Source organism: Pseudomonadales bacterium (assembly GCA_024234165.1).
In the GTDB taxonomy this organism is placed as follows: Bacteria; Pseudomonadota; Gammaproteobacteria; order Pseudomonadales; family UBA5518; genus UBA5518.
In genome coordinates this window covers 559,651-571,655 of the sequence record JACKOP010000003.1, presented here as the reverse complement: position 1 = coordinate 571,655, position 12,005 = coordinate 559,651, and the positions used below count along the sequence as shown (strand labels likewise).

General features: G+C 66.3%; 12 protein-coding genes. 9 read left to right on the top strand and 3 right to left on the bottom strand.

Annotated elements, in window-relative coordinates:
• Positions 1–11 precede the first annotated feature (11 nt).
• Positions 12–257, bottom strand: coding sequence for a BolA/IbaG family iron-sulfur metabolism protein (locus H7A12_11910; GenBank protein ID MCP5321507.1), 246 nt, complete (start codon positions 255–257; stop codon positions 12–14).
• 239 nt (positions 258–496) lie between these two features.
• Between H7A12_11910 and H7A12_11905 the strand changes: the two genes are divergently transcribed.
• The 9 genes from H7A12_11905 (at position 497) to H7A12_11865 (ending at position 7,160) form a co-directional block, all read left to right on the top strand.
• Positions 497–1,480 carry a KpsF/GutQ family sugar-phosphate isomerase gene (locus tag H7A12_11905; GenBank protein MCP5321506.1) on the top strand — a complete coding sequence of 328 codons (984 nt, stop codon included), beginning with the start codon at positions 497–499 and terminating at the stop codon, positions 1,478–1,480.
• 35 nt (positions 1,481–1,515) lie between these two features.
• Positions 1,516–2,064: an HAD hydrolase family protein gene (locus H7A12_11900; protein MCP5321505.1), complete on the top strand. Its 549-nt coding sequence runs from the start codon at positions 1,516–1,518 to the stop codon at positions 2,062–2,064.
• 63 nt (positions 2,065–2,127) lie between these two features.
• Positions 2,128–2,730, top strand: coding sequence for a lipopolysaccharide transport periplasmic protein LptA (gene lptA / locus H7A12_11895; GenBank protein ID MCP5321504.1), 603 nt, complete (start codon positions 2,128–2,130; stop codon positions 2,728–2,730).
• Positions 2,717–3,442, top strand: a complete 726-nt coding sequence (lptB, locus tag H7A12_11890) for an LPS export ABC transporter ATP-binding protein (protein MCP5321503.1) — start codon at positions 2,717–2,719, stop codon at positions 3,440–3,442. The genes lptA and lptB overlap by 14 nt, the downstream gene beginning before the upstream one ends.
• Positions 3,443–3,556: 114 nt before the next feature.
• A complete protein-coding gene (locus H7A12_11885; GenBank protein MCP5321502.1) occupies positions 3,557–5,041 on the top strand; it encodes an RNA polymerase factor sigma-54 in 1,485 nt (494 codons plus the stop codon).
• Positions 5,042–5,112: 71 nt separating this feature from the next.
• A complete protein-coding gene (gene raiA / locus H7A12_11880; GenBank protein ID MCP5321501.1) occupies positions 5,113–5,421 on the top strand; it encodes a ribosome-associated translation inhibitor RaiA in 309 nt (102 codons plus the stop codon).
• A gap of 61 nt (positions 5,422–5,482) precedes the next feature.
• The gene (rapZ, locus tag H7A12_11875) at positions 5,483–6,397 is read left to right on the top strand and encodes an RNase adapter RapZ (protein ID MCP5321500.1); all 915 of its coding nucleotides are present in this window, start codon (positions 5,483–5,485) and stop codon (positions 6,395–6,397) included.
• A complete protein-coding gene (locus H7A12_11870) occupies positions 6,394–6,663 on the top strand; it encodes an HPr family phosphocarrier protein (GenBank protein ID MCP5321499.1) in 270 nt (89 codons plus the stop codon). Before rapZ ends, H7A12_11870 begins: the two co-directional genes overlap by 4 nt.
• The gene (locus H7A12_11865; GenBank protein MCP5321498.1) at positions 6,660–7,160 is read left to right on the top strand and encodes a DUF615 domain-containing protein; all 501 of its coding nucleotides are present in this window, start codon (positions 6,660–6,662) and stop codon (positions 7,158–7,160) included. The genes H7A12_11870 and H7A12_11865 overlap by 4 nt, the downstream gene beginning before the upstream one ends.
• Here H7A12_11865 and H7A12_11860 read toward each other — a convergent pair.
• On the bottom strand, positions 7,132–7,995 hold the full coding sequence (locus tag H7A12_11860; GenBank protein MCP5321497.1) for a carbon-nitrogen hydrolase family protein: 864 nt from the start codon (positions 7,993–7,995) through the stop codon (positions 7,132–7,134). The two genes, H7A12_11865 and H7A12_11860, sit on opposite strands and share 29 nt — an antisense overlap.
• The gene (locus H7A12_11855; GenBank protein MCP5321496.1) at positions 7,992–11,984 is read right to left on the bottom strand and encodes a TIGR02099 family protein; all 3,993 of its coding nucleotides are present in this window, start codon (positions 11,982–11,984) and stop codon (positions 7,992–7,994) included. The genes H7A12_11860 and H7A12_11855 overlap by 4 nt, the downstream gene beginning before the upstream one ends.
• Positions 11,985–12,005 lie beyond the last annotated feature (21 nt).

Below are 12,005 nucleotides of genomic sequence, written 5' to 3'. Positions count from 1 at the left end.
TGCGCCGGTATTCAGTCGCGGCCGCTGGCGCGGCTTTCTGCAACGGTCGACGCGTGGATGTTGACCGCGTGCAGCGCCCCGGAACGGATCGCCGCGTCGAGTGTCGCGTAGACCGCCTGCTGGCGCTTCAGCCGCGACAGGCCGTCGAAGACATCGCTGATGACCGTCAGATCGACGTGATAACCATCGCCGCCCACGGCGACTTCTGCTCCGGGCAGCCCCGCCATCACCAGGTTCCTGATCTCTTCTGCCGTCATGCTGTTCGACTCCATCTGTGCCTGCCGCACCGCCCGGATGAGCACCCGCGCCCGGCGCGGGTGTCGATCGGCACGGCATCTATTCCGGAAACCGGCTATGATACGCGCCCCGCAGAAATCGAGTGAACAGCTGCTTCCGTGACTTTCACCGCCATTCGCATCCGCCCGGGGGCGGCCCCTGGCGACCGCCATTTCGACCTCCCGCAGCGTGCCGCTCGCCACAACAGCAGGGGGCTGCGATGAGCGCTCCCGCACCGCGCGAACGCTTTCTCGCGTCTGCCCAGCGCACGGTGGCACTGGAAATCGAGGCCGTGCAGCAACTGCACGAGCGCCTCGACGTCAGCTTCGAACGCGCCTGCGAGATCATCCTGGCCTGCGACGGACGGGTGGTCGTGACCGGCATGGGCAAGTCGGGACACATCGGCCACAAGATCGCGGCGACGCTGGCCAGCACGGGCACCCCGGCGTTCTATGTACATCCGGCGGAAGCGAGCCACGGCGACATCGGAATGATCACCGGCCGCGACGTGGTGCTGGCGCTGTCGAACTCGGGCGCCACCCCGGAAGTGCTGGCGATCGTACCGCTGATCAAGCGCATGGGCGCACACCTGATCGCGATGACCGGCAAGCCGGACTCGTCGCTGGCGCGCTTCGCCGATGTCGCTCTGGATGCAGGCGTGGCCGTCGAGGCCTGCCCACTGGGGCTCGCACCGACCTCCAGCACCACCGTGGCCCTGGTGATGGGCGATGCCCTGGCGATCGCGCTGCTCGAGGCTCGTGGCTTTTCGGCCGAGGACTTCGCGTTCTCCCATCCGGGCGGGATGCTCGGGCGCAAACTGCTGCTGCGTGTAGACGACATCATGCACCAGGGGCGCGAAGTCCCGCGTGTGCCCCCTGCAACGCGGATCCGCGAGGCACTGCTGGAGATGACCGCCAAGGGCTTCGGCATGACAACGATCACCGACGACGCCGGCCGGTTGCTTGGCGTATTCACCGATGGCGACTTGCGGCGCGCAATCGATCGCGGGATCGACTTCCACGTCACGCCGATCGCGGACTTCATGACCACACGCTGCAAGACCGTGACCGGCAACGCGCTGGCTGCGCAGGCTCTGCATATGCTCGAAGAAGGCAAGATCACCTCACTGGTCGTCGTCGACGACGAGTACCGACCCACCGGCGTGATCCATCTTCATGACCTGCTGCGTGCCGGCATCGCCTGATGAGTCTGCACCAGCCAGCGGAGCACACACCCATGATGCAGGACCTCGCAACGATCGCTCGCAGGATCCGCCTGCTCGCACTCGACGTCGACGGCGTGCTCACGGACGGACGGATCCACTACATCGGCAACAGCGAGGAAATGAAGAGCTTTTCGATCCTCGACGGACTCGGCATCAAGCTGCTGCGTCGCAGCGGAATCCAGGTGGCGATCATTACCGCGCGGCATTCGCGGGCAATCGAACGACGCATGCGTGAACTCGGCATAGACCACTGCATGCAGGGGCGCGAGGACAAGCTGCAGGCACTTCGCGAACTGCTCGCGCAGACAGGATTCACGCTGGCCGAGACCGCCTACATGGGTGACGACCTGCCTGACCTTGCAGCGATCATGGCGGTGGGTCTGGGCATGACAGTGGCCAACGCGAGCAGCGAGGTCGCGTGCCGTGCAACGTGGCAGAGCTCGGCCCGCGGCGGCGAAGGAGCCGTACGCGAGGCCTGCGAGATGCTGCTGCGCAAGCGCGGTCAATGGCAGCAGGTCGTGCAGACCTACCTGGAGCCGGCGATCGACGCGGCCGCGCGCTGACCGTATATGATGAACCTCAGTGGGCGCCAAGACGCCGACCACATAGTTGAAGGAATACCTGTGATGGACGCCCGACACGCCTTGCGCCGCCTTGCCGCAGCCGTGATGGCCGTGTGCTGCACGCTCGGCGCAAGCTCTGCGCTGAGCCTGCCCGCTGACCGCAACCAGCCGATCTACATCCAGTCGGATCGGGCTGAACGCGACGAGCGCAAGGGCACGACCGTATACACCGGTGACGTCGAGATCAACCAAGGCAGCCTGCATATCGCGGCGAACCGGGTCACGATCGCGATGGACGGCACCCAGGTGAACCGTATCGACGCCGACGGCAACCCGGTCAGGATGCAGCAGAAGCCGGCGCCAGACCGGGAGCCCGTGGACGCACGCGCACGCACGCTGCAGTACGACGTGCAGCGCGAGGTGCTGATCCTCACCGGCCAGGCATCGATCACGCAGGAGGGCTCGACGGTCAACGGCGAGCGGATCGAGTACTTCATGCAGGAGCAGCGCGTGAAGGCGAGCGCCGGGTCCGCGCGCTCCGGATCATCGCGCGTACAGATGGTGATCCAGCCGCGGCACGCGCAGACACAACAGCCTGCAACGCCTGCCAGCCCGGACACACCACCACCTCCAGCCGAAACGGAGGATGGCAATGACGCGCCTTGAGGCGCTTGGCCTCGCCAAGGCCTATCGCGGGCGCAAGGTGATCCGCGACGTCTCGATCGCCGTGCAGAGCGGCGAGATCGTCGGCCTGCTCGGCCCCAACGGCTCGGGCAAGACCACCTGCTTCTATATGATCCTCGGCATCGTTCCGGCCGACCGCGGTCGCATCCTGCTCGGAGGCGAAGACATCACGCGATTGCCGATGCACGGTCGCGCCCGCAAGGGGATCGGCTATCTGCCGCAGGAGGCTTCGGTGTTCCGCCGCCTCACGGCAGCCGAGAACATCCTTGCGATCCTGCAGACGCGCAGCGCCCTGAGCCGTGCACGGCAACAGGAAAGGCTCGAGGAACTGCTGCAGGAGTTCAACCTCACTCACCTGCGCGACGTGCGCGGCATGGCGCTTTCGGGCGGTGAACGCCGGCGCGTCGAGATCGCACGGGCGCTCGCCAGCGAACCGTCGTTCATCCTGCTGGACGAACCGTTCGCCGGTGTCGATCCGATTTCCATCAAGGATATCAAGGACATAGTTCGGCATCTGCAGCAACGCGGGATCGGCATCCTGATCACCGACCACAACGTGCGCGAAACGCTCGACATTTGCGAGCGCGCCTGCATCGTCGGCGAGGGGCACATCATCGCTGAGGGTGACGCCGCGACGATCCTGGCTCACGAAAAGGTACGGGAAGTCTATCTCGGCCACCAGTTCCAGCTCTGAAGCAACCCGCTGGCGCGTACATTGCATGGCCTCGACACGCCGTCTACACTCAATTCGGCGTTCGTTTTCAGTCGGGTGGTGAACCCGCCCCTGTCAGGTCACAGCATATCGTCCATGAAGCAGTCGCTGCAGCTAAAACTGGGTCAGCACCTGACCATGACTCCGCAGCTGCAGCAGGCAATCCGCCTTCTGCAGCTCTCGACGCTGGAGTTGCAGCAGGAGATTCAGGAGGCCCTGGACAGCAACCCGCTGCTGGAGCTGATCGAGTCGGGCGCATCCGAAGACATCGAATCCGGACTGCCCGCACAGCCCGCGACGGAATCCGACCCCGACCCCGAGGGCGCCTCTGCAGTCGACACAACGGAAACCGAGGTGGCCGACAGCGTGACCACCGAGACGATCCCCACCGACCTTGCGGTCGACACCAACTGGGAGGACATCTACGAGACTTCGGGGCCGGCAGCAAGCGGCGCGGGCGACGAAAACGCCGATTTCGAATCGTACACCGCAGCCACGACCACACTCGGCGATCATCTGCTGTGGCAACTGAACCTCACGCCGATGTCCGACACCGATCGCACGATCGCGACCGCGCTGATCGACGCGATCGACAGCGATGGCATGCTCACCGCGAGCATCGAGGAGATCGCCGAGACGATCGATGCGCCGGAACCGGTGGAAGTGGACGAAGTGATGGCCGTACTGCGACGGATCCAGCACTTCGATCCTCCCGGCGTGGGCGCACGCGACCTGCGCGAATGCCTGCTGCTGCAACTCGCACAATGCAACGACGATCCGGCCATACGCCTGGCACGCACGATCATCGACCGCCATATCCAGCTCCTCGCGGTACGCGACTACGCGACGCTGATGCGCCGCCTGCGTGTCGGTGAGTCCGAGCTGAAGGCAGCGATCCGCCACATCCTGCAGCTCAACCCGCGCCCGGGCAGCGCGCTCGCGGGCACGGAGCCGGAGTATGTGGTGCCGGACGTCCTGGTCAGCAAGCGCAACGGCCGCTGGACGGTCGAACTGAACCCGGAGATCGCACCGCGCCTGCGCATCAACAACCACTATGCGTCGCTGATCCGCCGCGCCGACAGCTCGGCGGACAACCTGTTCCTGCGCGACAACCTGCAGGAGGCCAGATGGTTTCTCAGGAGCCTGCAGAGTCGCAACGAAACACTGCTCAAGGTTGCAACCTGCATCGTCGAGCGCCAGCAGGGTTTCCTCGAACACGGTCCCGAAGCGATGCGCCCGATGATCCTCCACGACGTGGCAACGACGGTGAACATGCACGAGTCGACCATTTCACGCGTCACCACGCAGAAATACATGCATACGCCGCGGGGCATCTTCGAGCTGAAGCACTTCTTTTCGAGTCACGTCAGCACCACCAGCGGCGGGGAATGCTCGTCGGTCGCGATCCGGGCTATCATCAAGAAACTGGTTGCGGCCGAGAATCCGGGCAAGCCGCTGAGTGACAGCAAGATCGCAACGATACTGGAGGAGCAGGGCATCAACGTCGCTCGCCGCACCATCGCCAAGTACCGCGAAGCACTGTCGATACCTCCGTCGAACGAAAGGAAACAGCTGGTGTGACGGCACGACCCGCCTCACCTCGTCAGTACCGCATGCCGCAGAGCCGGCACCCATCCGCAGAGGAGTCCATCATGCAGATCAACGTCAGTGGCCACCATGTCGAAGTCACGGCACCGCTGCGCGACTATGTCGTCAGCAAGCTGGGTCGCCTGGAAAAGCGTGAAGCGAGGATCACTCATGCCGACGTGGTCCTGAACGTCGAAAAGCTGTGCCACCGGATCGACGCCACGATCCGCATGGCGGGTGGCGAACTGGTCGCCACTGCGGAAGCCGACGACATGTACGCAGCGATCGACGCCCTGTCGGACAAGCTCGATCGCCAACTCGACAAGCACAAGGGCAAGGTGCAAGGTCGCCAGCACGTCAGCCCGGAGCGCTGAGACCAGGAGCCGTCCGGTGGGTCACGAACACGATGCCGGTTCGAACGCACCGGACGACACCATGCACGTACCGCAGGCACAGGCGACGCCCGCTCCGGGCAAGCTGATCATCGTCAGCGGCCGTTCGGGTTCGGGCAAGAGTACCGCTTTGCACGTACTCGAAGACGCCGGCTTCTACTGCATCGACAACCTGCCGGCACTGCTGCTCCCCGAGCTGCTCGACCAGGCGAGCGGCGACCCGACACCGGCGACCCGGCGCATGGCGGTGAGCATCGACGCACGCAACATGTCGAGCCATCTGTCACGCTTCGGCGACATCCTGCGCATGCTGCCTGCGGATTTCGCAGTCCAGATCATCTACCTGGACGCGGACGACACGACTCTCATCAAGCGCTTCAGCGAAACCCGCAGACGCCATCCGCTGAGCAGCCAGCAGACTTCACTCAACGAGGCGATCGCGGCCGAGCGCATGTTGCTCGCACCGATCGCCGAGCGTGCAGCGCTCACGATCGACACCAGCGAGCTGTCCCTGCACGACCTGCGTGACGTGATCGCAAAGACCGTGATCGCCGATCCGGGCGGCGGCATGATGATCCTGTTCGAGTCCTTCGGCTTCAAGCACGGCATCCCGATCGATGCCGACATCGTGTTCGACCTGCGCTGCCTGCCGAACCCGCACTGGAGCCCACCACTGCGTGAACTGACCGGACTTGACGCCGAGGTGATCGAGTTCCTGGAACAGAGCTCCGATGTCCGCGAAATGCTGGACGATATCGGCAGCTATCTCGACAAGTGGCTGCCGCGCATCGCACGCGGCAACCGCAGCTACCTGACCATTGCGCTCGGCTGCACCGGTGGACAGCACCGCTCCGTCTATCTGTGCGAGCGCCTCGGGGAGCATTTCCGCACCAGACTCCCTGGCGTACAGGTACGCCATCGTGAACTCGCACGCACTCGCAGAGGCTCCCGCGCATGATCAGCAAGGAGCTCACGATCATCAATCGCCTCGGATTGCACGCACGCGCTGCGGCAGTACTGGTCACCACGGCTGCACGCTTCTCGAGCCGGGTGCTCATCAGGCGCGAGGGTCGTGAAGCCGACGCCAAGAGCATCATGGCGGTCATGCTGCTCGCAGCCGGGCGCGGCACTTGCATCACGGTAAGCGCCGAGGGCGAGGATGCGGATGAAGCCGTGCAGGCCATCGAGGCGCTGATCGCGAATCGCTTCGGCGAGGACGAATGACAACCGACGAGCAGCCCGCCGACGGGCAAGCGACGAGCAAATCACAGCGCAAACGCGAACATCACGCATTGCAGGATCTGGCTGCCGAACTGGCTGCGCTGCCCGAGAGCCGCTTGCGCCACCTCGGTCTGGATGCCGAACTCGGGCAGGAGATCCGGACCGCACGCACGATGAAGGCAAGCGGCGCGCGCAACCGCCAGCTCAGGCATCTCGCCCAGCAACTGGCACAACACGATCCGCAGTCGCTGCGTATCCGGCTCGCGGCACTCGCGGCACCGGACCGCGAGCGGGTCGCGCGCGAACAGCGCGCGGCGGCGCTGCGCGAGCGCGTGCTCGAGCAGGGCAGCACCGCACTCGACCTGCCACTCGGCGCCGCCGACAGTGCGCGGCTCGCCGAGCTTCGCAACACCGCGCTGGCCAGCACCGATACGACACGCGCACAACACGCACGGCGCGAGATCTACCGCCTCATTCTGGTGCTGCTGCAGCGCCAGTGAACCCGCGCATCGCGCCGAAGCGCCGGTGCGCCGCAACGGGAATACGCGCTGCAGCACGTACCCGTGCCTGCGGGTCGATATCGGCCACCACCACGGACTCACCGCCCGCAGCGCTCGCCAGCACGCTGCCCCACGGATCGACGATCACCGATCCACCCCAGGTTTCGCGTGTCGCCGAATGCCGCCCGCCCTGGTTCGCCGCGATCACGTACACCTGATTCTCGATCGCACGTGCACGCAGCAATACATGCCAGTGGGCCTCGCCGGTGAGGCGTGTGAACGCCGACGGCAACACCAGCACGCCCATCCCGAGAGCTGCCAGCGCGAGGAACATGCCGGGAAAGCGCAGGTCGTAGCACACGGCAAGCCCGATCTTGCCACAGGCGCCGGGCACGCAGACCAGATCCTCACCGGCCTCGAAGGTATCCGACTCGCGATAGCTGCGCTGCGCGTCGGGCAGATCCACGTCGAACAGATGGATCTTGTCGTAGCGTGCAATCTCGTTTCCGCCGGGATCGAGCACGAAGCAGGCTGCGCGCACCCGCCCCGGTGCATGCGCGTCGGCCACCGGAATCGTGCCTCCGACCAGCGTGATGCCGTGCTCACGGGCGAGCGCGGCAAGAAAACTGCGCAACGGCCCGCCGGGATCGCACTCCGCTCGTGCGATCTCCGCGATTGCCGTGCCGCCGTAGCACGCGAACCCCTCGGGCAGAACGACCAGGCTCGCACCGCGTCCGGCCGCCTGCGCGATCAACTCGCGCGCGCGCCCGAGGTTGTGCTCCGGATCATCCGTGCTCAGCATCTGCAGCGCCGCTGCGCGTACCACGCTGCTCATTGCTTCGCTCCTGCCGGTGGTGCGCGCGCCGGAACATCCGGGGTCGCACCCTCCGGTACTGCCGTGGACTGCCGGGGCCCGGGCGCCTCGCCGTGCGCTGCGTCCTCGGTATCGAACACCTTCTGGAATTCGATCTGCGGATCCTCGAGCCGACCACTGACCTTGTAGATCGCACTCGAGAACTTGCCAAGCTGCGACTCGAAAATCCGGCTCGCGACGTAGGCGCCGGCTGCGGCCGGCAGCCCGCCTGCGAGTGCTGCCATCCACGGCAGGTTGCTGCCGATCGGCAGCGTCACGACCAGATCGCCGTCGATCTGGTCGGTACCCAGGTTCGCACCGCCGGTCAGGCGCAGACGCGCCGACGGCCCGTCGAGCGTGACCGCGTCGCGCACCTGCGCAGCTCCCTGATCGAAATCGATGGCTCCTGCGAACGTGTCGAAGGCGAGTCCGCTCTGGTAGAGATCCTTGAAATCGAGTCGGATACGGCGCAGCACTTCATTGAAATTCAACACACCGAGTGCGCGCATGAGCGGATTGTTGCTGCTCCCGCGCAGCAACCTGCCGTCGCGCCACGTGAACTCCAGCGTTCCACCGACGCGTTGCATCGCGAAATCGACCGGATTGCCCGGCCAGCGGAAATTCACATCCGCGTGTCCGCTGCGGGCCTCGAGGACGTTCTCATAGCCCCAGTTCGCGACGAAACGGTCGATGTGCTCGCTGGACATGCCGAGCAGCAACTCCGTGCGCGGCTTGCCGGCGATCCAGCGCAGACGTGCGCTGCCACCATCCCGGCCACCACGACCACCGACCTGGCCTCCGGGTACCGTCGCACGCACATCGGTCACGGCCAGCGCATCGACTTCCGAAGACACGCGCAGCTGCCATTCGCCGAGTTCACGTTCGCCGAAGCGTGCCTGGCGCACGTGCACCACGGTCGACGGCACCTGGGTCTCGCGCAGCCGCATCCAGGCACCGGCGTCGCCGATCGGCAGTCTGGAAGCCGGCCGCGGCGACTCCTCCCCGGGTGCGGACTCGATCCCGGCTCCTCCGATGAATGCACGCAGCTGCAATCGCTCCAGCTCGAGCGCCAGCGGATCATCACGCCGTGCCGGAATACGCAGCGCACCGGCGACGGCATCGGCACTGAACTCGAACACCTGATCACCGTCGTCGTGGCGCGACGACAGACGCACATCGTCGAGCCTTGCGCCGAACAGCGTCGCCGTGTCCAGCGCCATAGCGCGCAGTTGCAGATCGGTTCCACCGACATTCCCGCGACCGTCGTTGGCATCGGCGATCGCACGCACCGCCGCGATCCACGCGGCCAGATCCGCCTCCGCGGCATGCCCCGAGACCAGCAACTCCGGCCAGCCGGACAACGGCTCCGCGTCCAGCGCAATGCCGCCGCCAAGCCGCCCACTCCGATCCCGGTGCAGTACGCCGCGGATATGTTCACCGAGCCGCAGCTCGAGGTCCGCTCCATCGGCAACCGTGCTCCAGCGCAGCTCGAACGGCGACTCTTCGGTTGGCGCCTTGGCCAGAGGTGCCGGCAGCGTGCTGCTCACATTGCGCAACGGCGAACGCAACAGGAAACCGAAGCCGTACGCGTCCTGCTGCTGCACCTCGAGCGTGAACGGCGCGATGCCCGTGACCAGCCCGCCGAGGTCCCATTTCAGCCACGCGGCGACCCGCGTAACGTCGGTAGTGCCGGCGACGTGGACGGCGATGCGCCGCCCCGATCCATCGGCACTGCCTATGCGGGCACGCACCGGCCGCCCCCACAACATCGCGTCGATGCCCTCGCTGCGCAGTCCCCGCTGCAGATCGAAGCCGAGATCACCGTGCAGGCTCTCGAGCTGCAGCCCGGGCTCGGCGAGGTACAGCCGTGCCGCATCGACAGTCGCCGTGAGATCGAGCCGCGCATCGGGTGCCGTCAGCCCGTCTGCGAACGGCATGTCGATCTGCAGGTCCAGCGCCATGGCGCCGCTGCCCTTCCAATCCCTCAACGCTCCGCCGGTGGCCTTCGCGAGCGGAGCGTTGCCCAACACACGCAGTCCGTCCTCGAGTCCTCCTTTCAGCGCGGCTGCCACACGCAGGCGCCCGTCGCTGCGCCGTGGCAGCACCTCGACCCGTGTACTGCCGAGCGTGCTTTGCAGCACACGCCCCGCATCCAGCTCGACGCACACCCGATCCTCATCGACCAGCACCCGCCCCGTCGCAGCACGCACCGCCGGCCAGTCCGGATGGTAGGAGACTGCGGCGTCCTGCACGTCCAGCGCGAGCTGCAGTGCATGGCGGAAGGGGTGCTCCGGATGCGGGAATACTGCGTGATACGTGAATGCAGCGCCCGCCACATGCCCGGCTTCGATGCTCGCGTCGAGCCATTCCTGCAGTTGCGGGGAAACGATGTACGGCAGGTAGTCGCGGTAAGCGGAAGCCGCGGCATCGCGCAGCCCGAATGACAGCGAAAGGTAGTCGTCCGCCTCCGGATCGGTGCGCAGGCCGAGGTCGAACAGCGCGGCAAGCTGCGAACCGCCAATGCTCGCATCGAGCAGCGTACTGCCCACGTGCACCCCCTCGGTGCCGTACTCCCAGCGCACCCTGCCGGCGATGCGATCGAAGTCGAAGTCGTGCCGATACAGCCGCGGGAATTCGAGCGTCACTGCGCCACTGTCGACTTCGGCCAGTCCGCCTGCGCGTGTGATCTCCAGATAGCCGCGCAGGTTACGCACGCCGGGGGCGTTGTGCCACGGCGACACCGACACGTCGTTCATCGCGGCGCGGAAACGGAAATCCGCCGGCCCATCCACCGGCAGCACCAGATCGAGCTGCGCATTCGCCACCCCGCCGTACGGCGCGAGGTCCGTCAACACCTCCTGCCAGCGCGCGTCCAGCAGTTGCGAACCCTGCAGCATGGCGACCAGCGAACCGATATCCAGATACTCGACGCCCGCGCGCACGCGCCGCTGCGACCCATCCTTGCCGGTATCGAGCCGCAGGCGTTCCAGCTCGAGCGACTGCCCGAACCACGTACCGCGCAGTTGCTCGAGCCACACGGTCGCACTGCCAGCGCGCCATTCCGCGCCGAAGCGCAGATCCAGTTCGCGCAACGGCTCAGGCAACGCGCGCAGGGCGTGCAGCGGCGTGAGATCGAGCTCCGGCGCCTGCAGGACGGCGTTCACGCCGAGCACGCCGTCTTGCGACCAGCGCGCCCACAGTTCGCCTGAAAGTGTGGCCGCCGGCACCTCGAGCGTCGGCGGCAGCAGCGGCTGCAGCCGCGCCAGTCGAGCCTGATCGAGGCGCAGGTATGCCGTGGCCGAGAAATCCTGCCGCTCACGCGGATCGCCGTGCGACTCGAGCAGCAGCTCGATCGCCCCCCCGTCGCGGGCATCTCGCGTGAGCAGGTGCAGGCGGCGAAAACGCCGGTAGTTTTCCAGCGCCAGTTCAGCGCCCTCGGTCTCGATTCCGGCGCCGTCTCGTGGCCGCAACACCAGCCGCGTGCGCTGCAGCGCAATCTCCTCGATCGCGAGAAATGCATCGATGATCGCGTCCGGGTTGGACACCCTGCCTGCCCCGGCGGCGCCTGCAATGCGCCAGCGCCCGTCGGCATCCTCGACGAACGCAAGCTGGACGTCGTCGGCGGCAATCCGTCGCAGCCGCGGGCCCAGACTGAGCAGCGAACGCAACAGATCGATACGCAGTTCCGTGCGCCCGGCGGACAGGATGGTCAGTTGCGGGTCTTCGGGCGCGTACAGGCGCAGGCTGCGCGCGTACAGCGTCGGCGCGAGCCCGGTCCACTGCGCTGCCAGGCCATCGATCTCGACCCCGAACGGCAGCTTTCCGACGACCACGGCAAGCAGTTCGTCCTGGTGTTCACCGAGATACGGGAAGTAGTACTGACCCAGCGTGACTGCCGTGGCGCACAGCACCAGCACGGTGGCGCCGAGGTACCACACACCGCGCAGGAACAACAGCAGCGGGCGTTTCACCAGCGCGCTCCGCCAGAGCGC

Excerpts from the sequence above, each read along its gene's own strand:
- H7A12_11910 (MCP5321507.1), bottom strand. The coding sequence starts at position 257 with ATGACGGCAGAAGAGATCAGGAACCTGGTGATGGCGGGGCTGCCCGGA.
- H7A12_11905 (MCP5321506.1), top strand. The coding sequence starts at position 497 with ATGAGCGCTCCCGCACCGCGCGAACGCTTTCTCGCGTCTGCCCAGCGC.
- H7A12_11900 (MCP5321505.1), top strand. The coding sequence starts at position 1,516 with ATGCAGGACCTCGCAACGATCGCTCGCAGGATCCGCCTGCTCGCACTC.
- lptA (MCP5321504.1), top strand. The coding sequence starts at position 2,128 with ATGGACGCCCGACACGCCTTGCGCCGCCTTGCCGCAGCCGTGATGGCC.
- lptB (MCP5321503.1), top strand. The coding sequence starts at position 2,717 with ATGACGCGCCTTGAGGCGCTTGGCCTCGCCAAGGCCTATCGCGGGCGC.
- H7A12_11885 (MCP5321502.1), top strand. The coding sequence starts at position 3,557 with ATGAAGCAGTCGCTGCAGCTAAAACTGGGTCAGCACCTGACCATGACT.
- raiA (MCP5321501.1), top strand. The coding sequence starts at position 5,113 with ATGCAGATCAACGTCAGTGGCCACCATGTCGAAGTCACGGCACCGCTG.
- rapZ (MCP5321500.1), top strand. The coding sequence starts at position 5,483 with ATGCACGTACCGCAGGCACAGGCGACGCCCGCTCCGGGCAAGCTGATC.
- H7A12_11870 (MCP5321499.1), top strand. The coding sequence starts at position 6,394 with ATGATCAGCAAGGAGCTCACGATCATCAATCGCCTCGGATTGCACGCA.
- H7A12_11865 (MCP5321498.1), top strand. The coding sequence starts at position 6,660 with ATGACAACCGACGAGCAGCCCGCCGACGGGCAAGCGACGAGCAAATCA.
- H7A12_11860 (MCP5321497.1), bottom strand. The coding sequence starts at position 7,995 with ATGAGCAGCGTGGTACGCGCAGCGGCGCTGCAGATGCTGAGCACGGAT.